The 21782-nt window shown below is 71.8% G+C and carries 15 protein-coding genes and 1 pseudogene; 3 read left to right on the plus strand and 13 right to left on the minus strand.

Annotation, left to right across the window (positions count from 1 at the left end; genetic code table 11):
• Positions 1 to 135 precede the first annotated feature (135 nt).
• The 8 genes and pseudogenes from AQJ54_RS29585 to AQJ54_RS29620 all read right to left on the minus strand — a co-directional run bounded on the left by AQJ54_RS29585 (position 136) and on the right by AQJ54_RS29620 (position 8721).
• The gene (locus AQJ54_RS29585; RefSeq protein ID WP_030324661.1) at positions 136 to 630 is read right to left on the minus strand and encodes a hypothetical protein; all 495 of its coding nucleotides are present in this window, start codon (positions 628 to 630) and stop codon (positions 136 to 138) included.
• Positions 631 to 707: 77 nt separating this feature from the next.
• Positions 708 to 3589: pseudogene (locus AQJ54_RS29590) on the minus strand (ATP-binding protein).
• Between the two features lie 123 nt (positions 3590 to 3712).
• A complete protein-coding gene (locus AQJ54_RS29595; RefSeq protein WP_062242275.1) occupies positions 3713 to 4303 on the minus strand; it encodes a hypothetical protein in 591 nt (196 codons plus the stop codon).
• 119 nt (positions 4304 to 4422) lie between these two features.
• Positions 4423 to 4665 carry a DUF397 domain-containing protein gene (locus AQJ54_RS29600; protein WP_020138535.1) on the minus strand — a complete coding sequence of 81 codons (243 nt, stop codon included), beginning with the start codon at positions 4663 to 4665 and terminating at the stop codon, positions 4423 to 4425.
• Positions 4666 to 4760: 95 nt separating this feature from the next.
• Entirely contained in the window at positions 4761 to 5927 is a 1167-nt protein-coding gene (locus AQJ54_RS29605; protein WP_062031951.1) for a thiolase domain-containing protein, read from the minus strand.
• Positions 5924 to 6967, minus strand: coding sequence for a thiolase domain-containing protein (locus tag AQJ54_RS29610; RefSeq protein ID WP_062031949.1), 1044 nt, complete (start codon positions 6965 to 6967; stop codon positions 5924 to 5926). Before AQJ54_RS29610 ends, AQJ54_RS29605 begins: the two co-directional genes overlap by 4 nt.
• Positions 6964 to 7908, minus strand: coding sequence for a Zn-ribbon domain-containing OB-fold protein (locus AQJ54_RS29615; protein WP_062242277.1), 945 nt, complete (start codon positions 7906 to 7908; stop codon positions 6964 to 6966). Before AQJ54_RS29615 ends, AQJ54_RS29610 begins: the two co-directional genes overlap by 4 nt.
• A 12-nt stretch (positions 7909 to 7920) precedes the next feature.
• Positions 7921 to 8721, minus strand: coding sequence for a crotonase/enoyl-CoA hydratase family protein (locus tag AQJ54_RS29620; RefSeq protein WP_062242279.1), 801 nt, complete (start codon positions 8719 to 8721; stop codon positions 7921 to 7923).
• A gap of 176 nt (positions 8722 to 8897) precedes the next feature.
• Between AQJ54_RS29620 and AQJ54_RS29625 the strand changes: the two genes are divergently transcribed.
• On the plus strand, positions 8898 to 10514 hold the full coding sequence (locus tag AQJ54_RS29625; RefSeq protein ID WP_062031941.1) for an acyl-CoA synthetase: 1617 nt from the start codon (positions 8898 to 8900) through the stop codon (positions 10512 to 10514).
• Positions 10515 to 10746: 232 nt separating this feature from the next.
• Entirely contained in the window at positions 10747 to 12489 is a 1743-nt protein-coding gene (locus AQJ54_RS29630) for an alkaline phosphatase family protein (RefSeq protein ID WP_079070050.1), read from the plus strand.
• Here AQJ54_RS29630 and AQJ54_RS29635 read toward each other — a convergent pair.
• Together AQJ54_RS29635 and AQJ54_RS29640 are read right to left on the minus strand one after the other, a co-directional pair.
• Positions 12467 to 13210, minus strand: a complete 744-nt coding sequence (locus AQJ54_RS29635) for an alpha/beta fold hydrolase (protein ID WP_062242281.1) — start codon at positions 13208 to 13210, stop codon at positions 12467 to 12469. The genes AQJ54_RS29630 and AQJ54_RS29635 overlap by 23 nt on opposite strands.
• A gap of 66 nt (positions 13211 to 13276) precedes the next feature.
• On the minus strand, positions 13277 to 14773 hold the full coding sequence (locus AQJ54_RS29640) for an acyl-CoA synthetase (protein WP_062242283.1): 1497 nt from the start codon (positions 14771 to 14773) through the stop codon (positions 13277 to 13279).
• A gap of 63 nt (positions 14774 to 14836) precedes the next feature.
• On the opposite strand from AQJ54_RS29640, the gene AQJ54_RS29645 reads away from it, so the two are divergent.
• Positions 14837 to 17281, plus strand: a complete 2445-nt coding sequence (locus AQJ54_RS29645; protein ID WP_062242285.1) for a penicillin acylase family protein — start codon at positions 14837 to 14839, stop codon at positions 17279 to 17281.
• A gap of 44 nt (positions 17282 to 17325) precedes the next feature.
• On the opposite strand, the gene AQJ54_RS29650 is transcribed toward AQJ54_RS29645, so the two are convergent.
• From AQJ54_RS29650 to AQJ54_RS29660, 3 genes are all read right to left on the minus strand, one after another.
• Complete coding sequence (locus AQJ54_RS29650; protein ID WP_062242287.1) at positions 17326 to 18879, minus strand: acyl-CoA synthetase; 1554 nt, start codon at positions 18877 to 18879, stop codon at positions 17326 to 17328.
• The gene (locus AQJ54_RS29655; protein WP_062031928.1) at positions 18876 to 19985 is read right to left on the minus strand and encodes a nitronate monooxygenase; all 1110 of its coding nucleotides are present in this window, start codon (positions 19983 to 19985) and stop codon (positions 18876 to 18878) included. Before AQJ54_RS29655 ends, AQJ54_RS29650 begins: the two co-directional genes overlap by 4 nt.
• A gap of 96 nt (positions 19986 to 20081) precedes the next feature.
• Positions 20082 to 21653 (minus strand): phytoene desaturase family protein, encoded by a 1572-nt coding sequence (locus tag AQJ54_RS29660; protein ID WP_062242289.1) that lies wholly within the window; start codon positions 21651 to 21653, stop codon positions 20082 to 20084.
• Positions 21654 to 21782 lie beyond the last annotated feature (129 nt).

Here is a 21782-nt window from a genome sequence, read left to right on the forward strand (position 1 = left end):
GCCCGCGGGCGGCTCCGGAAGGCCAGGGACGGGGGAACTGGCCTTCCGGAGCCCACGGCGACTTCCGGAGCCCACGGCGACTTCCGGATCCCACGGCGACTTCCGGATCCCACGGCGACACCGCGCCGGAGGCGTTCAGCCCTGCTGGAACAGCTCCGCCGGCAGGGGCTTGAGAAGGGCGTACAGATCGTCCGTGATCGGGCGGTCCCAGGCGGCGATGGTCACCAGGACCTGGTCGCTGCGGTCGAACTGGACGCAGGAGATCCGGCTCTCGGAGAGCTTGAGGCGGCGCACGATCAGGAGGTTGTCGCCCTGCATCACCGGTACGTCCTCGGTGTCGGTGACGGTCACCTCCTCGTCGTTCTCCAGCGCGATCAGCAGCTGCGCCACCTCGAAGGGGACCTGGCCCTCGGGGACCTCACGCGCCGGGGAGCCCTCGGGGAGGTTGCCGATGATCATCGCGGGGCCGCGGCCGCCGAAGAGGTCGTAGCGCAGGAAGACGCCCTGGCAGGTGCCGTCGGGGGCGGGCAGCAGCCCGGCGCCGAGGTTGCCGGGCCAGTCGCCCGGGTCCATGGCCAGTACGTCGAAGTCTGGACCGGCGGGGGTGGCGCGACGGCGGAGGAACGACATGCGCCCATGGTAACGGGGTGTACAGGTTGTCGGGCGACTGCGGGTAGTGGGGGCTGGTCGCGCAGTTCCCCGCGCCCCTAGGTGGGATCACTCACCGGTCGTAGACCAGTACGGTCCGTCCCCAGCTTGCGGCAGACCGCTGACAGGAGACGGACCGCCGCCTGCTCGTCCGTGTTCAGTTCCTTCGCGATCTCGCTGTCCGTGTGGCCTCGCGCCGCCATGTCCGCCGCTCGGCGTTCGCGGGACGTCAGGGTGTCCGTCTCCGTGCTGTGCAGGCGGCGGGGGCGGAGACCGGCGGCGGTCAGTTCCTCGCGGGCGGTCTCGGTCAGTCCGTCGGCTCCGCACTGCACGGCGGTGTCCAGACCGCGGTAGAGGTTCTCCGCCGCCTCCCGGGCGCGGCCGGCGCGGCGGAGCTCAGCGCCCAGGGCACCAGCGCGCAGGCGAGTTCGTACGCGGCCGGGGAGCGTTCCAGGTGGCTGACCGACTCCTCCAGGAGCTTCACACGGGCCGAGCCGGGCACCACCTCGGCGGCCAGCCGCAGCGCCTGGCCGACCGCCGACGGGGCGCCGAACTGGCGGGCTCGCGCCACCGCTTCGAGAGCGGTGACGACCGCGCGGTCGGGGGCCTCCTGGCTCTCGGCGCGGGCGAGGTGGAGCTGCCACGGGCACCAGGAGGGGTTGCGGACGCCACGGGGTTCCAGGCGGCGGCCCGCCGCGGCCAGTTCGACGGCGGCCTCCTTGGTGAGCCCGCGGGCCAGGAGCAGTTCGCCGTACACGGTCTGGGCGTCGGGGAAGACCACTGCGGCCGGGAAGGGCGCCCCGAAGCAGTGGTCGTCGGCGACCTGGGCGGCCTCGGTGACCCGGCCGCGGGCGAGCAGGACCTCGATGAGGACGCCCAGGGCGTACCACTGGGCCGGGGTGCCGGGCCCGACGCGCTCGGCCAGGCGCAGTCCGGCGCGCACGAAGTCCTCGGCCTCGGCGAGACGGCCGCGGCGGTAGCGGACGTAGGCGAGCAGGGTGTAGGCGAAGGAGAGGTGGCCGCCTCGCCAGCCCTGGCGTTCGAAGTCGGCGATCCCGGCGGCGAAGAGTTCCTCGGTGCGACCGGGGCGGTCGGCGTAGGTGAAGGCGAGGGCGACCAGGACCGGAACCTCGAAGCCGCGGTCCGGCTCGGCCCAGCCGAGGCCCCCGGCGAGGGCCCGTTCGGCGTGGTGCAGGGCGATGTGGGCGGGCTCGCCGCGCAGGACGGCGTCCCAGGTGCGCAGGCCGATGATGTACCGCTCGGTGAGGTCGCGGCCGGTGAGGCGGTCGGCCAGGCGGGCCATGCGGCGGGAGCGGGAGGGGTGGTCGGGTTCGTCGGCGCGGAAGGCGTCCCACATGAACTGCTCGGCGACCATGCGCAGTTTGACCCGGGCGTCACCGGTGACCTTGATCTCGCGGGCCAGGGTGTCGGAGGCCTCGGCGAGCCGGTCGCTGTGGGCGAGGACCTGGGAGAGCCGGTAGACGATGCAGTGGCGCAGGTCGGGTGCGGTGATGGGCTCTTCGAGGGCGGCGCGCAGGAGGTTGACGGTGGTGGCCGGTTCGGTCAGCAGGGAGGCGCTGCCCAGTTCGTACAGGACGGCGGCGCGGTCCCGGAGGTCCGGGGGTTCGCGCAGGGCGCGGGCGAGATAGCGGCGGGCCGCGTCGGGGGCGCCGGAGCGGAGGGTCTCGGCGGCGGCGGCGCGCAGCTGCTGGACGACCCAGGGGTCGCCGTCGGGGTGGGTCTCCAGGAGGTGGCGGGCGGCCGCGGCGGCGCCCCGTCCGTCGTCGACCACGCACCAGGCGGCCTGGCCGTGCAGCGCGACGCGGACGCCGGGCGGGATGGCCCGGTAGACGGCGGTGGCGATGAGCGGGTGGACGAACTCCAGGGACTCGACGCCGGTGAGGATGCGGGCGCCGCGCAGCGCGTCGGCCGCGTCGGCGGCTTCCTCGTGGCCGAGTCCGGCGACGGCGGCCGCGAGGTGGGGGTGGATCTCGGTGCCGAGGACCGCGCAGGCCCAGGTGAAGCGGACCGTGGAGGTGCCGAGGCGTTCGATGCGGGCGATCAGTCCGCTGCCCTTGACGGCGGCCGCGAGATCGCGGAGGAGGTGGGCGGCGTCCTCGGTCGGGGTGACCCCGCGGTCGCGGACCTTGGCGGTCAGCTCGACGGTCTCGAACGGGTTGCCTGCGGTGACGGCCCAGCACTCGCGGCAGAACGCGTCGTCGGCCCGGGTGCCGAGCGCCTCCCGTACGAGGCGGGCGACGGCGGCGGCGCTCAGCGGCTCCAGGTCCAGGGGGCGTCCCCCGGCACGGCCGGGCAGGGCCCTGAACGGCTCGGCGTGCTCGGGGAGTTCGTCGGGCCGGTAGGCGACCACGACGAGGATCGGGAGCTCTTCGGCGCGGGGGGCGAACGCGGCCAGCCAGCGCAGGGATTCGGGGTCGGCCCAGTGGGCGTCGTCGAGGACGAGCACCATCGGGGCGCGCAGGACGGCGAGATGGGTGAGCACCCAGTCGAGTCCGTCGCGCAGGCCCTGCGGGTCGGGCGGTGCTCCGTCGGTCGGGGCGCACAGGCCGAGGGCGGGCCCGACGATGTCGTACCAACTGCCCAGCTGGGCGCGGAGATCCGCTTCGGCGGCGCCGGCGAACTGCGGCTGGAGGAGTTGCCGGGCGACGTGGAAGGCGACCCGCTGCTCCTGGTCGCCGCCGCGGGCGGCCAGCACGGTGCAGCCCAGGGCGGCGGCGCGGCGGCGGACCTCGGCGAGGAGGGTCGTCTTGCCGATGCCGGGGCGGCCGGCGACCGCGAGCAGGGCTCCGCGGGCGCGTGCGTGCGGTTCGGCCCCGTCCGTGCGCAGCCCGGTGAGCTCTCCCAACGCCTCGTCCACAGCGGAGAGTTCGCTCTCCCGCTCCAGGAGAGTCCTTCTGCTCCGCGCACTGCGCTGCGTCATGGCGCACCCCCCGTCACGGTGCTGGACCCGCGCGGGGAGCGAGCGCAGACCGTGACCTACAGGCACCTCAGCGTACGCCTGCGGAGTGCCGCGCGAGCCCGACTCGACGCACTCCGGTCGGAGCTAGAAGAGGTGTTCGTACAGGACGGTGAGTCCGTAGACCAGTGCTCCGGCGGCGATCGCCGCGAGGAGGACGACCAGCGTCCTGGGGCCGAGCGAGAAGGTCTGGTCGGCGGCGTCGCGCACGATGACCACGCCGTTGGTGACCGCGAACACGCCGATCAGCATCAGGGTCGCCCATCCGACGACCGCTCTGGGCCCCAGCGTCTCCATGCCGACATAGGGCTGGTCGCGCACGGCGACGGTGGAGCCGGCGCGGGCGTCGGCGTCGAGCACGGCGTTCACGGCGATCAACCGGCCGGTGGTGGACAGCAGTTCGCCACGGCATTCGGTGATCGGCTTGTTGTGGTCGCGCACGACTTCGCACGACTCGACGTGCAGCTCACCCGGGGTCCCGGACAGTCCGAGGGCGCCCGTCAGCATCAGACCGGCGTAACCGGTCAGGATCACGCCCGCGACGGCGATCACCAGTACGGCCACGGCCCTGCGCCATCGCTCACGCCGCCGCTCCCACCGGTCCCGGCGCCGCGTGTCCCGGAACGCCCGGAGCCGCTCGGCCCTCCTGAACCGTCGCCTGGCCGCCTTCGAGGTCACGGCCCCTCCCCTTGCGCCGGGTCACGCCCTCCTGCCACGGACTGCCGGCGGGGTCGGTCGGGTCGTCGGCGACCCCGCCGCAGCTGTCGTACGGGCTCGCGCCGCCCGGCGGACGTCGCTCAGGTGAGGTCGAACTCGCCCTCCCGCGCCCCGGACACGAAGGCGCCCCACTCCGCCGGGGTGAAGATCAGGGAGGGGCTCTCGGGGCGGTCGCTGTTGCGCATCGCGATGAACCCCTCGACGAAGGCGATCTGGACATCCCCCAGACCACGGCTGCTCGAGTGCCAATCGGCGTTGCTCAGGTCCAGCTCCGGCTTGTCCCAGCCCATGAGCGGCTGCTGCTGGATGGTGGTCTCGGCCACGTCCGTGCTCCTCCCGATCGCTTCGTCCGCGGCCAGCCTAGCGATCGACTTCGGCCGCCGACAGGCCACGTGAGGGGGACCTTTGCGCGGGCATTTCACGCATCCGGGGGCTGGGACCCCACCAGCCACATCGAGAAGAACTGCGAGCCGCCGCCGTAGGCATGGCCGAGCACCCTGCGGGCGCCGTCCACCTGGTGCTCCCCGGCCTGTCCGCGGGCCTGGAGCGCGGCCTCCGCGAAGCGGATCATGCCGGAGGCGCCGATCGGATTGGTGGAGAGCACTCCGCCCGACATGTTGACGGGCAGGTCCCCGTCCAGCTCGGTCACCCCGGCCTCGGTGAGCTTCCAGCCCTCGCCCTCGTCGGCGAAGCCGAGGTTCTCCAGCCACATGGGCTCGTACCAGGAGAACGGCACGTACATCTCGACGGCGTCGATGTCCCGGCGCGGGTCGGAGATCCCGGCCTGTCGGTACACGTCGGCCGCGCAGTCCTTGCCGGCCTGCGGCGACACGGCGTCCTTGCCGGCGAACAGGGTCGGCTCGCTGCGCATCGCGCCGCCCAGCATCCACGCCGGGGGCCGGGGCGCGCGGGCGGCACCGGCCCGGTCGGTGAGCACCATGGCGCAGGCGCCGTCGGAGGAGGGGCACGTCTCGGAGTAGCGGATGGGGTCCCAGAGCATGGGCGAGGCCTGGACCTTCTCCAGGGTGATGTCGTGCTCGTGCAGATGTGCGTACGGGTTCTTGAGGGCGTTGCGGCGGTCCTTGTACGCGACCAGCGAGCCGACCGTGTCGGGGGCCCCGGTGCGCCGCATGTACGCGCGCACGTGGGGTGCGAAGAAGCCGCCCGCCCCGGCCAGCAGGGGTTGCTGGAAGGGGATCGGCAGGGACAGGCCCCACATGGCGTTGGACTCGGACTGCTTCTCGAAGGCGAGGGTGAGCACGGTGCCGTGCACCCGGGCCGCGACCAGGTTCGCGGCGACGAGGGCGGTGGAGCCGCCGACGCTGCCCGCGGTGTGCACCCGCAGCATGGGTTTGCCCACCGCGCCGAGCGCGTCGGCCAGGTACAGCTCCGGCATCATGACGCCCTCGAAGAAGTCGGGCGCTTTGCCGATCACGACAGCGTCGATGTCGGCCCAGGTCAGCTCGGCGTCGTCGAGGGCCCTTCGGGCCGCCTCCCGGACGAGCCCGGCGATCGACACGTCGCGGCGCGCGGCGACGTGCTTGGTCTGGCCGATGCCTACGACGGCCACGGGCTCCTTGCTCATCGCGGATCCCCTTCGAGTACGGCGACCAGGTTCTGCTGGAGACAGGGCCCGGAGGTGGCGTGGGCGAGGGCGCGGTCGGACTCGCCCCGGTGGATGCGGGCGGCGGCCTCTCCGATGCGGGCGAGGCCTGCGGCCATCATGGGGTTGGCGGCGAGGGCCCCGCCGGACGGGTTGATCGTCACCCCGTCGCCGAGCCTGAGCGCCTTGCGCAGCACGACCTCCTGCGAGGTGAACGGCGCGTGCAACTCGGCGGTGTCGACGGGCCGTTCGAACGCCCCGGCCTTCTCGGCGGCCAGCCGGGTCGAGGGCGAGTCGGTGAGGTCGCGGACGCCGAGGGAGTGGGCCTCGATGCGGTGGTCGATGCCGCGGATCCAGGCGGGGCGCTCGCACAGTTCCCGGGCGCGCTCGCCCGCCGCGAGGACGACGGCGGCGGCTCCGTCGCCGATGGGCGGGCAGTCTCCGGTGCGCAGCGGCTGTACGAGGTAATCCCCTTGCGGCACCGGTCCTTTGAGCTGTGCGTGCGGGTTGTCGGTGGTGCGGCTGCGGGCGCCGATCGCCGCCAGTTCGCGCTCGTCCGTGTCGCCCGCGTCGATCAGCGCCTGGGCCTGGAGGGCGGCGAGGGCGACGGAGTCGGGCCACAGGGGGGCGACGTAGTACGGGTCGAGCTGCCGGGTGAGCACATCGCGCAGGGAGCCGGGCGAGGACTTGCCGTAGGAGTACACCAGCGCGGTGTCGGCGTCCCCGGACACCAGCTTGGTCCAGGCCTCGTACAGGGCCCAGGCCCCGTCCGTCTCGACGTGGGACTCGGAGATGGGCGGCCAGGCGCCGACGCCGTCGAGGGCCAGGGTGAAGGAGAAGGCCCGGCCGGCGAGGTAGTCGCAGGACCCGGAGCAGGTGAAGCCGATGTCGGCGGTCTTCAGGCCGGTCCGGTCGAGGACCTCGTGCAGGACCGGCATGAGCATCTCCACCTCGGACAGTTCCGCGGTGGAGCGCAGGGTGTCGGACTGGGCGAAGGCGACGACCGCGATGTCCCGGCTCACAGCAGCTCCTTGTAGGTGTCGTACTCCGCGTCGGGTTCGCCGGTCGGCCGGTAGTGGTCCGGATAGCGGCCGTCCTCGGTCCACACCGGCTCGACCCTCAGGCCCATGCGCACCTGGTCGTAGGGGATCCCGCCGATCCGGCCGTGCAGGGCGAGGTCGGCGCCGTCGAGGGCGATGTGGGCGTAGACGTACGGCACCTCGATGTCGAGGTTCTTCGCCTTGATGTTGACGATGCAGAAGGTGGTGACCGTGCCGGCGGGGCCCACCTCGACCTGTTCCGACGTGGCGACCCCGCAGGTGGGGCAGGCGCCCCTCGGGGGTACGTAGACCTTGCGGCAGGAGGGGCAGCGCTCGCCGACGGCCCGTCGTTCGTTCTCCAGGGCCTTGATGTAGGCGGTCTGGGCGCGGCCCGGTGAGTAGGTGTAGTCGAGCCGGGCCTCGGCGACGATGCCGGTGACCGGGTCGTCGAACTCGCCTACGTGGACGGTGACTTCGGCCGCTTCCTCGTCGTCCGGCTCGAAGCAGGCGATGTCGGTGATGGCGCCGACGCGTTCCTCGGCCCAGCGGATGCGGACCCGCATGCCGGTGTGCACGGCGTCGGGGCCGGGGGCGTCGAGGGCGTGGAGGAGCGCGGTGTCGGCGTTGTCGAGCCTGACCAGGACCCAGGCGAAGGGGGTGTCGAGGGGCTGTCCCCGGCGCGGGGCGGGGTTCCAGGCCCAGGTGGTGACCGTTCCGGTGACACCGACGTGGACGAGGTCGCTGAGTTCGTCGGCGGTGACGGGGTCGTACTCGACCGGGGGGACCAGGGTGCGGCCGTCACGCGTCCTCACGCCGAGGACGACCCGTTGGCGCAGGGCGGTCAGGAAGGCGCTCTGGACCGGGCCGAGGGAGCGGGTGAAGGGGAACTCGACGACGAGGGGGGCTTTGAGGACTTCGGGCATGCCCGGGCTCCTTCAGTGGCGTTGGTAGTCGGGCGGTCGCTTCTCGGCGAAGGCACGAGCGCCTTCCTTCGCGTCGGCGGTGTCGAAGATCGGCCAGCCCCGCTTCAGTTCGGCGGCCAGGCCTTCGCTCTCCGTCAGCTCGGCCGTCTCGTAGACCGAGGCCTTCACCGCCTCCACCGCCAACGGGCCGCAGGCGTTGACCAGTTCGGCGATCTCCAGGGCCTTGTCGAGCGCGGTGCCGTCCGGGACGACATGCCCGATCAGGCCGATGCCTGCGGCCTCCCGCGCGGTGTACGGGCGTCCGGTGAGCAGCATCTCCAGCGCGTGGGTGCGCGGGATCTGGCGTTGCAGCCGGACCGTGGAGCCGCCGATCGGGAACAGGCCGCGCCTGACCTCGAAGAGACCGAAGGTGGCGGTCTCGCCGGCCACCCGGATGTCGGTGCCCTGGAGCATCTCGGTGCCGCCCGCGACGCAGTGGCCCTCGACGGCCGCGATCACCGGCTTGCGGGGGCGGTGGTGGCGCAGCATCGCCTTCCAGTGCAGGTCGGGGTCGGCGTCGAGCCGCTCCCGGTAGTGCTCGCCCTCGATGCCCTTGCCGGCCAGCGCCTTGAGGTCCATGCCGGCACAGAACGTGCCGCCCGCGCCGGTGAACACGATCGACCGGATCGAGTCGTCGGCGTCGGCCTCCACCCACCCGTCGTACAGGCCCACGAGCATCGGCAACGAGAGCGCGTTCTTCGCCTCCGGCCTGTTGAGCGTGAGCACCAGCGTGGCGCCCTCGCGGCGGATGTCGAGGTGTTCCGTCCCACCCATCGCCCGTCTCCCCTCTGCCAGAACGAGAACAGGTTGCAGGAGCCGCCGACGCACTTCAAGGGTTTTCTGACAGACAGTCAGATTTCTTCGCGCGAGCCCTTCACAGTCACGCCGCCCTTTGCTCTGATGACCGGCGAACCGTCACAGAACCAGGCCGTGTGGGGTCAGGAGGAGCGGTGGAGTACAACCTTGCCGACCTGTTCGAGTCGGTCGTCGACGTGGTGCCGGACCGTGAGGCGCTGGCGTACCTCGACCTTCCCGGTACGGGCGCGGAGCGCCGGTTGACGTACGCGGAGCTGGACGCCGCGGCCAACCGCATCGGTCACCATCTGCTGGACAGCGGGATCCGGGCGGGCGAGCACGTGGGGCTGCACCTGTACAACGGGGTGGAGTACGTGCAGACGCTGCTGGGCTGCCTGAAGGCGCGGATCGTCCCGGTCAACGTCAACTACCGTTACGTCGAGGAGGAGTTGGTCTACCTCTACCGGGACGCGGATCTAGTGGGGCTGGTCTTCGACGCGGAGTTCACGGACCGGGTGGCGGCCGCGCAGCCCCAGACCGGGAGCCTGCGGCACCTGGTGCGGGTCGGGACGGCCACGGAGCAGGGCGGGCCGGCCGCGGTGCCCTTCACCGAGGCCGAGTCCTCCGGATCACCGGAGCGCGGCTTTCCCGCGCGCTCGGCCGACGACCAGTTCATCATCTACACCGGGGGCACCACCGGGATGCCCAAGGGGGTGATGTGGCGTCACGAGGACCTGTTCTTCTCGGGACTGGGCGGCGGCGCACCCACCGGGGAGCCGGTCCGGCGGCCCGAGGAACTCGCCGAGCGGGTCGCCGCGGGCGGAGCCGGCATCACCTTCTTCCCGACTCCCCCACTGATGCACGGCACCTCCACCCTGACCACGCTCATCGGCTTCAACTTCGGCCAACGGGTCGTGCTGCACCGCAAGTTCGTGCCCGAGGAGGTGCTCAGGACCGTCGAGGCGGAGAAGGTCAGCGCCATGTCGCTGGTGGGCGACGCGATGCTGCGGCCCCTCATCGACGCGCTGGAAGGGCCCATGAAGGGCACCGACATGTCGTCCGTGTTCAGCGTGTCCTCGTCGGGCGCGATCATGTCGGACACCGTGAGCCGGCAGTTCCGCGCGCTCGTGCCGAACGCCATGCTGCTCAACAACTTCGGCTCCTCCGAGTCCGGCTTCAACGGCACGGCCACCGAGGACTCGGGTCCCGAGCGCGGCTTCCGCGTCCGGGTCAACGCCCGTACCCAGGTGGTCGACCCCGCGACCCGTGAGCCCGTCGCCGTGGGCGAGGTGGGGCGGGTCGCGCAGTGCGGCCATGTGCCCCTCGGCTACTACAACGACCCCCGCAAGACCGCCGAGACCTTCTTCGAGAAGGACGGCGAGCGCTGGGTGCTGCTCGGCGACATGGCCACCGTGGACGAGGAAGGCGTGGTCACCGTCCTCGGGCGGGGCTCGCAGTGCATCAACACGGGCGGCGAGAAGGTGTACCCCGAGGAGGTCGAGCAGGCTCTCAAGGCCCACCCGGACGTATACGACGCGCTGGTGGCCGGGGTGCCGGACGTGAAGTGGGGACACCATGTGGCCGCCGTGGTGCAGCTGCGCGAGGGCGCGGGCGGGATGTCCCTGGACGAGATCCAGACGCACTGCCGCACCCGGCTCGCGGGCTACAAGGTGCCGCGTCAGCTGGTGATAGCGGACGCCATCCACCGCTCCCCGAGCGGCAAGGCGGACTACCGGTGGGCGCAGAAGGTGGCGGTGGCGGCCGACGGGTGAGGGCGCAATCCCGACCCGCGTGCGATTGAACGGAACGTGACGTGCGACCGTACTGGTGGTGGCAGGCTCGGTCACCGGGCCCTGTTCGTCATGCCGTCGCGGCAGGACCGCACGTCACAGCAAGACCGCACGGAAGGACCACCGGGTGTCACTCTTCACTCGCTCTCGCCAACTGCCGGGTACCGCTGGGGGCGAGGGGGACGCGGACAGCGGGGGTGCCACGGGGGAAGAAGTGACGGAAGGGGCAGGTGAGGAGAGCGCATCGGCGCCGGACGCGGTGGAGCCCCTCGCCACGGACGTGACCGACTCCTCCCTCGCTGCGGACGCGCGCCCCGGCTGGTTCGGCTGGCGCCGCCGCTACCCCCGTACCGCACGCGGGGTGTCCGTCGGGACGAGCGTGCTGGCCGGGCTGCTGGTCCTGCTCGTACTGCTGTTCCCCAACCGGCTCGACCACATGAACGTCCGGTCCTTCTTCAGGCTGCCCGTGGAGGCGATCGTCCTCGCGGCCGTGCTGCTCGTGCTGCCGCCGAAGGCACGCCGGATCGCCGCGGTCTGCTTCGGGCTGTTCCTCGGCCTGTTCAGCCTCCTGAAGTTCATGGACATGGGCTTCTACCAGACCCTGGCCAGGCCGTTCGACCTGGTCTTCGACTGGATCATGCTGGGCAACGCGACGGACTGGCTCCGGGAGTCGTTCGGCCGCACCGGCGAGGTGCTCGCGATCATCGGGGTGATCGTCCTGATGATCGCGGTGCTCGCGCTGTGCACGCTCGCGGTGGTCCGGCTGTCGAACGTCATGTCCCGGCACCGCCCCGTGGCCGTGCGCACCACGCTCGTCCTGGCGACGGTGTGGGTGACCTGCTTCATGGTCGGCGTGCAGTTCGGCGGGGTCACCTTCGCCACCAAGGGCAACACCGAGTTCCTCGCCAACCGGGTGCAGCACCTGCGCAACGGGCTGGGGGACGCCAAGGTCTTCGAGAAGGAGTCCGCGGTGGACGCCTTCGCCGCCACTCCTCCCGACCAGCTCCTGAACGGGCTGCGCGGCAAGGACGTCATGTTCACCTTCATCGAGAGCTACGGCCGGGTGGCGATCGACGACCCGGCGATGGCACCGGAGATGGACGCGACGCTGAAGAAGGGCGACGAGACGCTCAAGTCGGCCGGGTTCGCGTCGCGCAGCGGCTGGCTGAGGTCCCCGGTGACGGGCGCCGGCAGCTGGATGGCCCACTCGACGTTCCTGTCCGGCCTGTGGGTCAAGAACCAGCAGCGGTACCTGAACCTCACCTCCAGCAAGCGGGCGACCCTCACCAGCTACTTCCAGAAGACCGGTGACTGGCGCACGGTGGGCATCGTGCCGGGTGTGCGCAAGTCCTGGCCCGAGGGCAAGTACTTCGGCCTCGACCACATCTACGACTCCAAGCACCTCGGCTACAAGGGCCCCTACTTCAGCTGGACGCCGGTGCCGGACCAGTTCAGCCTGGAGGCCTTCCAGAAGCTGGAGCACGGCAAGAAGAACCGGGACCCGATCATGGCGGAGATCATCCTGGCCTCCAGCCACAACCCCTGGTCGCCGATCGCCCACACCATCGACTGGAACGACCTCGGCGACGGGACGGTCTTCGAGCAGATCAAGAAGGAGGGCACGAACCCGACCGAGGTCTGGAAGAGCCAGGAGCGGGTGCGCACCGAGTACCGCAAGGCCATCCAGTACTCCGTGGACAGCCTGACCCAGTGGATGCAGCGCTACGGCGACGAGCGGACGGTCCTCGTCTTCCTCGGCGACCACCAGCCCGTGCCGACCGTCACCAAGGGCTCCACCAGCTGGGACGTGCCGATCACGATCGTCGCCAAGGACCCGAAGATCCTGGACCGGGTGGCCGACTGGCACTGGACCGACGGTCTGAAGCCCGCGGACGACGCCCCGGTCTGGGCCATGGACAAGTTCCGGGACCGCTTCATGACGGCGTTCGCGAAGTAGTGGCGAGCGCCTCGGAGAAGGGTGCCTGAAGGAAGGGCTCCACGACGGCCAGGAACTGCTCCGGCCTGGTCTCGTGCACCAGGTGACCACCACCGACGGTCACCAGTGCGGCGCCGGGGATCCTCGCGGCCAGTGCGGCGACCTCGTCCTGCGGGATCGGACTGGTGGTCCCGCCCGCGACGACCAGGGTCGGCATGGTGATCCGCGCCATGCGGTCCCACCACCGGGGGTCGGGGGCGTTGCGCTGCGCGTCGGTGGCCCGCAGCATGGCCCAGTCGAACGACGGCTCGGAGTCCGGAGCGGGCGCGGGCGGTCGGGGCGGGTCGAGGGGCAGCGGCGCGGGCACGTCCTCCAGCACCAGCCGTCGTACGACAGCGGGCTCGGCCTGCGCGAGCAGACAGGCGACTGCACCGCCGAGCGAGTGACCCACGACATCGGCACGCTCGGCCCCGACCGCAGCCAGGAAACCGAGCAGGTCGTCGCGCATCGCCTCGTACGCGTACGCCCCCGGCACCTCGCCGAGCCAGTCGCTGCGACCGTGCCCCCGTAGATCAGGGGCGTAGACGCGGCGCGGACGCTCCCCCGTGGCGAGCCGCTCGGCGATCCGAGCCCAGTCGGCCCCGTCGGCGCCACGGCAGTGCAACAGCAGGACCGGCGGGGCGTGCTCCGGCCCCCAGGTCCGGTACGCGAGAGTGATGCCGTTCGTCTTCACGGTGTCCATGCCGGGAAACGTAGCCGGGACGGCGGGGCGTACCGGTGCCGTTCTGCCAGGGGCAGAGCCCTCCCGTCAGCCCGCGAACCGGTCCCGCAGCTCTCGCTTGAGGATCTTCCCGCTCGCGTTCCGCGGGAGCTCGTCCACGAAGAGAACCCGCTTGGGTGCCTTGAAGTGGGACAGCTTCTCGCGGGCGTGGGTGAGGAGTTCGGCCTCGGTGACCTCGCCGCGCGGGACGACGACCGCCGTGACGGCCTCGACCCAGCGCTCGTCGGGCAGACCGATGACAGCGACCTCCGCGACGGCGTCATGGGCGTAGAGCGCGTCCTCGACCTGGCGTGAAGCGACCAGCACACCACCGGAGTTGATGACGTCCTTCACCCGGTCGACGATCGTGAAGTAGCCGTGCGCGTCCCGCACCGCGAGGTCCCCGGAGCGGAACCAGCCGTCCCGGAAGGCCGCTTCGGTCTCCTCGGGCTTGTCCCAGTACCCCTCGCACAGCTGCGGCGACCTGTAGACGATCTCCCCCGGCGTGCCGTCGGGCACGTCCTTGCCGTCCTCGTCGACGACCCGCGCGTCGACGAAGAGGACCGTACGGCCGCAGGAGTCCATCCGCCCCTTGTGCTCGTCGGGCGCGAGCACGGTCGCCAGCGGGCCGATCTCGCTCTGCCCGAAGCAGTTGTAGAACCCCAGCTTCGGCAGCCGCTCGCGCAGCCGTTCCAGAACCGGCACCGGCATGATCGAGGCGCCGTAGTACGCCTTGCGCAGCCCGCTGAGGTCGCGGGTGTCGAAGTCGGGGCGGTTGGACAGGCCGATCCACACCGTCGGCGGGGCGAACAGACTGTCCGCGCGGCCCTGTTCGATCAGGTCGAAGACACGGTCGCCGTCGGGCGCGTCGAGGATGACGTTCGTCGCGCCGACCGCGAGGTACGGCAGCAGGAAGACATGCATCTGGGCCGAGTGGTACAGCGGCAGCGAGTGCACGGGCCGGTCCCCCGCGCTCAGGTCGCAGGCGGTGATCGCGCTCAGGTACTCGTGCACCAGGGCGCGGTGGGTCATCATCGCGCCCTTGGGCAGGGCCGTCGTCCCGGAGGTGTAGAGCAGCTGGACGAGGTCCTCGCTGCGGGATTCGGGGCCGTCGTACGGCGCGGTCGCGTCGAGGCGTGCCAGCAGGGAACGCTCGGCGTCCCGCAGCGGCAGAGTGCGCACGTCGGACGGGAGCCGGTCCATGAGGTCGGGATCGGCCAGGACGAGCGCGCTGCCCGACTGGTCGAGGAGGTACGCGAGGTCGTCCCCGGTGAGGTTCTGGTTGACCGGCACATGCACCAGCCCGGCGCGGGCGCAGGCCAGGAAGGCGATGAGGTAGGCGTCGGAGTTGTGGCCGTAGGCGCCGACCCGGTCGCCGCGCGAGAGGCCCTCCCCGAGCAGGACGCTCGCCGCGCGCGAGACCGCGTCGTCGAGTTCCTCGTAGGTCCACGAGCGCTCGCCGTACTCCACCGCGACGCGCGCCGGGGTGCGCCGGGCGCTGCGGCGCAGCACCCCGTCAACCGTACTTCCCTGTCCAGGCGTCATACGGGACAACCTACCGGTTGGTACGCTCAACCGCTCCTTCCCTCAATGACGTTGGGAGGCACGATGCGCACCCGCCCCAGACGCACGGTCGTCGCGGCCGTGGCCCTGTTCGCCGCCGTCGGCACACTGCCGGCCGCAGCCGCGCAGGACCAGCACCAGGAACAGCGCCACCCGTCCCACGGCGGTCTGTCCGCCACCATCCGCTACACCGAGTACGGCATCCCGCACATCCTCGCCAGGAACTACGCCGACCTGGGCTTCGGCACCGGATGGGCGCAGGCCGCCGACCAGGTGTGTGCCCTCGCCGACGGGTTCGTGACCGTACGCGGCGAGCGTTCGCGGTACTTCGGGGCCGACGCGGCCGCCGACTCCGCGCTCTCCTCCGCCACCAGGAACCTCTCCAGCGACCTGTACTTCCGCGGGGTGCGGGAGGCGGGCACCGTGGAGAAGCTGCTGGCCCAGCCCGCGCCGCTCGGTCCCGGCCGTGAGGTGAAGGAGCTGATGCGGGGCTTCGCCGCAGGCTACAACACCTGGCTGGCGAAGAACCGGATCACCGACCCGACGTGCCGGGGTGCCGCATGGGTGCGTCCCGTGTCGGTCCAGGACGTGGCCGCCCGCAACTTCGCGCTCGCCGTGCTCGGCGGCCAGGGGCGGGCCGTGGACGGCATCACGGCCGCCCAGCCACCCGCGTCCACCACCCCGCCGGCCGGCACCTCGCCGGCCGGCGCCACGTCCGCCGGTACCCCTTCGACCGGCACCCCGGACGCCCAGGACATCGCCCGCGCCGCCCGTGAGCTGTTCGCCGCCGACTCCGCGGACATGGGCTCCAACGCCGTCGCGTTCGGCGGGTCCACCACGGCGAACGGTCGCGGGCTGCTGCTGGGCAATCCGCACTACCCCTGGCAGGGCGGCCGCCGCTTCTGGCAGTCGCAGCAGACCATCCCCGGCGAACTGAACGTCTCCGGCGGCTCGTTGCTCGGTTCGGCGACGGTCTCCATAGGTCACAACGCCCAGGTGGCCTGGAGCCACACCGTGGCCACCGGCGTCACGCTCAACCTGCACCAGCTGACCCTGGACCCGGCGGACCCCACTGCGTACCTGGTGGACGGCAAGCCGGAGCGGATGACCGAGCGCAGGGTGACCGTCGCCGTCAAGGACGGTGAACCGGTGACGAAGAGCCAGTGGTGGACGCGGTACGGCCCGGTCGTCACCTCGCTCGGCGCAGCGCTCCCGCTCCCGTGGACGTCCACGACCGCCTACGCCCTGAACGACCCCAACGCCACCAACCTGCGCGCCTCCGACACCGCCCTGGGATTCAGCAAAGCCCGCAGCACGGCCGACATGCTCGACGCGCTGAAGCGCACCCAGGGCCTGCCGTGGGTCAACACGATCGCCGCGGACTCGCGGGGCCACACGCTGTTCACGCAGTCCCAGGTGCTCCCCCGGATCACCGACGAGCTGGCCCAGCGCTGCTCCACCCCCCTGGGCAGGGTCACCTACCCGGCCTCCGGGGTGGCGATCCTCGACGGTTCCCGCGGCGACTGCGCACTCGGCAGCGATCCGGACGCCGTACAGCCGGGCATCTTCGGGCCTTCGAAGATGCCCGTCCTCAAGGACGCGCCGTACGCGGAGAACTCCAACGACAGCGCCTGGCTGGCCAACGCGGACCGTCCGATCACCGGGTACGAGCGGGTCTTCGGCACCATCGGCACCCAGCGTTCGATGCGGACCCGCGGGGCGTTGCGGGACGTGGCCGCGATGGCCGCGCGCGGGCAGTTGACCGTACGGGACCTCCAGGCACAGCAGTTCGCCAACCGGGTGACCGCGGGCGACCTCGTCGCGGCGGACGCGGCGAAGGCCTGTGCGGCGCTGCCGGGCGGGACGGCAACCGGCAGTGACGGCAAGGCCGTTGACGTCGGTGCGGCCTGCGGGGTGCTCGCGGCCTGGGACCGCACCGCGGACACCGGCAGCCGGGGCGCGCTCCTCTTCGACCGGCTGTGGCGGAGGCTGCCGGTGTCCCAGTTGTGGAAGGTGCCGTTCTCGGCGGCCGACCCGGTGGGCACGCCGAACACGCTCAACACGGACGCGCCGGCCTTCGCGACAGCGCTCGCGGACACCGTCACCGAGCTGAGGGCGGCCGGCATACCGCTCGACTCCCGGCTCGGCGAGCACCAGTTCGTCGTGCGGAACGGCAAGCGGATCGCCGTGCCGGGCGGGACCGAGTCGCTGGGCGTGTGGAACAAGGTCGAGCCGGTCTGGGACCCGGCGAACGGCGGGTACACCGAGGTGACGACCGGGTCCAGCTACATCCAGGCGGTCGGCTGGAACGGCAGCCGCTGCCCGGTGGCCCGGACGCTGCTGACGTACTCCCAGTCCTCGAACCCCGACTCGCCGCACTTCAGCGATCAGACAGGGCTGTTCTCGGCGGAGAAGTGGGTGTCGTCCCGGTTCTGCGAGAAGGACATCCTGTCGTCGCCGTCGCTGCGGGTCGTCCGGGTCCGCTCCTGAGGGCCGGAGTGCCTGAGATCTCGAGTTGCCTGAGGCCCTGAGGCTCACACCGGCCGGGAGCGCCCCTCCCAGTACGGGTCCCGCAGGCGTCGCTTGTACAGCTTGCCGTTGGGGTCGCGGGGCATCTCGGTGATGAAGTCGACGCTCTTCGGGCACTTGTAGCCCGCGAGTCGTTCGGCGCAGTGGGCGAGGAGGTCGGCGGCCAGGTCCGGCCCCGGGGTGTGCCCCGGGGCCGGTTCCACCACGGCCTTGACCTCCTCGCCCCAGTCGTCGTGCGGGATGCCGAAGGCGGCCGCGTCGGCGACGGCGGGATGCTGGAGCAGCACGGACTCGATCTCGGCGGGATAGATGTTGACCCCACCGGAGATGATCATGTCGATCTTGCGGTCGCGGAGGAAGAGGTAGCCGTCCTCGTCGAGGTAGCCCAGGTCGCCGACGGTGAAGAAGTCGCCGATGCGGTTCTTCCGCGTCTTGGCCTCGTCCTTGTGGTAGGCGAAGCCGCCGGTGTTCATCTTCAGGTACACGGTGCCCAGTTCGCCGGGCGGCAGCCGGTTGCCGTCGTCGTCGAAGATCGCGAGTTCGCTGATGGGCCAGGCCTTGCCGACCGTGCCGGGCTTCTTCAGCCAGTCCTCGGCGGTGGCGAAGGCCCCACCGCCCTCGCTGGCCGCGTAGTACTCCTCCACACAGGGCCCCCACCAGTCGAGCATCGCCCGCTTCACGTGGTCGGGGCAGGGTGCGGCGCCATGGATGGCGTGCCGCATGGAGGTGACGTCGTAGCGCGCCCGGACCTCCGCGGGCAGCGCGAGCAGGCGGTGGAACTGGGTCGGGACCATGTGAGTGTGGGTGCACCGGTGGGCGTCTATGAGCCGGAGCATCTCCTGCGGGGTCCACTTGTCCATCAGCACCAGCGGGTGGCCGATGTGCAGGGACGCGGCCGCGAACTGGAGGACGGCCGTGTGGTAGAGCGGCGAGCAGACGAGATGCACGTTGTCGTCGAAGGGCCGGATGCCGAAGATACCGAGGAAGCCGCCCAGGTACGCCTCTTCCGGGGTCTTGCCGGGCAGGGGCCTGCGGATGCCGCGCGGGCGGCCCGTGGTGCCCGAGGTGTAGTTCATGACCCAGCCGAGCTCGCGGTCGGCGGGCGGCGACTCCGGCTGTCCGGCGAGGAGTTCGGCGTACGGCCGGAAGCCCTCGACCTCGCCGACGGCGTACCGGTGGGTCGCCGCAAGGCCCGCCTCGTCGGCCGCGTGCCGTGCCGCGGCGGCGAAGCGCTCGTGGGCGAGGAGCACCTTGGCGCCCGAGTCGGCGACGATCCAGGCGATCTCGGGGGCGACGAAGTGGTGGTTGATCGGCACCAGGTAGAAGCCGGCCTGGCTGGCGGCGAGATGGGCGATGAAGAACTCCGCGCTGTTGGGCAGGACCACGGCGAAGGCGTCGCCGCGTTCCAGCCCGGCGGCGCGCAGGCCGTGCACCAGCTGGTTGGCGGCGGCGTGCAGACGGCCCGCGGTCCAGGAGGAACCGTCGGGGGCTACGAGGACCGTGCGCTGGGGGTCCTGGGCGGCCTGGGCCCAGAAGCCCGCGGGGGGTGTGCTCGTCACTGGCCGCTCCTTCCGGCGATGCGGTTGATGCGATCGACGGCTTTCTCGAAGCCGCGGGTGAGGTCGTCGAAGACGGCCTGGACACTGCGCTCGCTGGTCATCCGGCCCACGATCTGCCCGACGGGCGTACCGAGCAGGGGCTCGACCTCGTACTTCTGGATCCGTGAGACGGCGTCCGCGACCAGCAGCCCCTGGAGGGGCATGGGGAGCGTGCCGGGTCCGTCGGCGGAGTCCCAGGCGTCGGTCCATTCGGTACGGAGCTGGCGTGCGGGTTTCCCGGTCAGGGCGCGGGAGCGGACGGTGTCGCCGGAGCCGGCCGCGAGGAGCTTCTCGATCAGCTTGGGCGAGGGCAGTTCGGCCTCTGTGGTGGTCAGCCACAGGGAGCCCAGCCACACACCCTGGGCGCCGAGGGCCAGTGCGGCGGCCACCTGCTGTCCGCTGCCGATGCCGCCTGCCGCGAGCACGGGCAGCGGGGCCACGGCGTCGACGACCTCGGGGGTGAGCACCATGGAGGCGATGTCCCCGGTGTGGCCGCCGGCCTCGTAGCCCTGCGCGACCACGATGTCGATGCCGCCCTCCTTGTGCTTGACGGCGTGCCGGGCGCTGCCCGCGAGGGCGGCGACCAGGACGTTCCGGTCGTGCGCGCGGGCCACCACGTCGGCGGGCGGGGAGCCCAGGGCGTTGGCCAGCAACCGGATCGGGTAGTCGAAGGCCACGTCCAGCTGGTTGCGGGCGACCTGTTCCATCCAGCCCGTGATGCGCCACCCGGACGCCTCGCCCTCGGCGAGTTCGGGGACGCCGTACTTGGCGAGGGTGTCCTTCACGAACTGCCGGTGGCCCTCGGGGATCATCGCCTCGACGTCGGCCTCGGTCACCCCCTCGACCTTCTTGGCGGGCATGACGACGTCCAGGCCGTAGGGCTTGCCGTCGACGTGGGCCTCGATCCAGTCGAGGTCGCGTTTGAGTTCGTCGGGTGCCGTGTAGCGGACCGCGCCGAGCACCCCGAAGCCGCCGGCCCGGCTGATGGCCGCGGCGACGGCGGGGAACGGCGTGAAGCCGAAGACGGCGTGCTCGACTCCCAGTGTCTTGCTCAGCTCCGTCTGCATGGGCGCAGGATGCCGCAGTCCTCCGGACGACGGAAGAGGTTTTCTGATGCTCCGTCAGATTCCGGTCAGGGGAGGAAGATCGGCCGCGGCCACGTGTCAGTCCCCGAGTTGCTCCAGCACCGCCATCGCCGCGTTGTGCCCCGGCACCCCGCTCACCCCTCCCCCGCGTACCGCGCCCGCCCCGCACAGCAGCACGTTGGCGTGCCGGGTCTCCACGCCCCAGCGGCCGGTGTCCTCCTGGGCGTACGGCCAGGACAGTTCGCGGTGGAAGATGTTGCCGCCGGGCAGCCTCAGGTCGCGCTCCAGGTCGAGCGGGGTCTTGGCCTCGATGCAGGGCCGGCCGTCCGCGTCGGTGGCCAGGCAGTCGGCGAGCGGCTCGGCGAGGTGGGCGTCGAGCTGGGCGAGGGTCGAGGCAAGGAGTTCCTCGCGGACGCCGTCGTTGTCGTGGTCGAAGAGCCGGGCCGGGGTGTGCAGACCGAACAGGGTGAGGGTCTGGTAGCCCTGCTCGACGAGGCCGGGGCCGAGGATCGTCGGATCGGTGAGGGAGTGGCAGTAGATCTCGGAGGGCGGGGCCTCGGGGAGGCGTCCCGCGGCGGCCTGGGCGTGGGCGGTGGCCAGCTGCCGGTAGCCCTCGGCGATGTGGAAGGTCCCGGAGAACGCCTCGCGCGGGTCGACCTCGGCGTCCTTCAGCCTCGGGAGCCGCTTGAGGAGCATGTTGACCTTGAGCTGGGCGCCTTCGGCGGGGGTGGGGGGCTGGTCGCCGGTGAGGACGGCGAGTTCCTGTGGGGAGGCGTTGACCAGGACGTGCCGGGCGCCGACGACGCCTTCGCCGTCCGCGGTGCGGTAGGTGACCTCCGCCGCGCGTCCGTCCGAGGAGATGCCCAGCACCTCGTGCCCGGTGGCGAGGATCGCGCCGGCGTCCCGGGCCGCGCCGGCCAGGGCGTCGGTGAGGGCGCCCATGCCGCCGACGGGCACGTCCCAGGCGCCGGTCCCGCCGCCGATCACGTGGTAGAGGAAGCAGCGGTTCTGCGCGAGGGAGGGATCGTGGGCGTCGGCGAACGTGCCGATGAGCGCGTCGGTCAGCACCACGCCCCGGACCAGGTCGTCGGCGAAGCGGGCCTCCACGGCGACCCCGATCGGCTCCTCGAACAGGACCCGCCACGCCTCCTCGTCGTCCACGCGCCGGCGCAGCTCGTCCCGTGTGGGCAGCGGTTCGGTGAGCGTGGGGAAGACGTTCTTCGCGACGCGGCCCGTCATGTCGTAGAACTCCTGCCAGGCCCGGTACTCGCTCTCGCCGCCGGTGAGCCTGGCGAAGGCCTCCCGGGTGCGGCGCTCGCCGCCGCCGACGAGAAGCCCGGTCGGCCTGCCGTCGCGCTCCACGGGCGTGTACGACGAGACGGTGCGGGTGCGGACGCGGAAGTCCAGGCCGAGGTCCCGGACGATCTTCTTCGGCAGCAGGCTGACCAGGTAGGAGTAGCGCGACAGCCGGGCGTCCACGCCGGTGAAGGGCCGGGTGGAGACGGCGGCACCGCCGGTGTTCCCGAGCCGTTCGAGGACCAGCACGGACCGGCCGGCCCGGGCCAGGTAGGCGGCGGCGACCAGGCCGTTGTGGCCGCCGCCGACGATGACGGCGTCGTAGCTCCGCTGAGGTCCCTCATGTGCAGGCATGGTTCTTCGTAACACGTGATGATCTAGGTCGGCCAGAGGTGCGGCAACCGGCGGGCCGCGCGCGCTCGGCGGGACTGGCGCGCACGGCGCTCAGCGCGGTGCTCACGCCTGCTCTCCCTGCGCCTGCCC

This window comes from Streptomyces griseorubiginosus (assembly GCF_001514195.1).
Classification (GTDB): domain Bacteria; phylum Actinomycetota; class Actinomycetes; order Streptomycetales; family Streptomycetaceae; genus Streptomyces; species Streptomyces griseorubiginosus.

Coding starts and splice junctions, on each gene's coding strand:
- AQJ54_RS29660 (WP_062242289.1), bottom strand. CDS start 21,653: ATGCCTGCACATGAGGGACCTCAGCGGAGCTACGACGCCGTCATCGTC.
- AQJ54_RS29585 (WP_030324661.1), bottom strand. CDS start 630: ATGTCGTTCCTCCGCCGTCGCGCCACCCCCGCCGGTCCAGACTTCGAC.
- AQJ54_RS29645 (WP_062242285.1), top strand. CDS start 14,837: ATGCGCACCCGCCCCAGACGCACGGTCGTCGCGGCCGTGGCCCTGTTC.
- AQJ54_RS29640 (WP_062242283.1), bottom strand. CDS start 14,773: ATGACGCCTGGACAGGGAAGTACGGTTGACGGGGTGCTGCGCCGCAGC.
- AQJ54_RS29635 (WP_062242281.1), bottom strand. CDS start 13,210: ATGGACACCGTGAAGACGAACGGCATCACTCTCGCGTACCGGACCTGG.
- AQJ54_RS29615 (WP_062242277.1), bottom strand. CDS start 7,908: ATGCCCGAAGTCCTCAAAGCCCCCCTCGTCGTCGAGTTCCCCTTCACC.
- AQJ54_RS29620 (WP_062242279.1), bottom strand. CDS start 8,721: ATGGGTGGGACGGAACACCTCGACATCCGCCGCGAGGGCGCCACGCTG.
- AQJ54_RS29605 (WP_062031951.1), bottom strand. CDS start 5,927: ATGAGCAAGGAGCCCGTGGCCGTCGTAGGCATCGGCCAGACCAAGCAC.
- AQJ54_RS29655 (WP_062031928.1), bottom strand. CDS start 19,985: ATGCAGACGGAGCTGAGCAAGACACTGGGAGTCGAGCACGCCGTCTTC.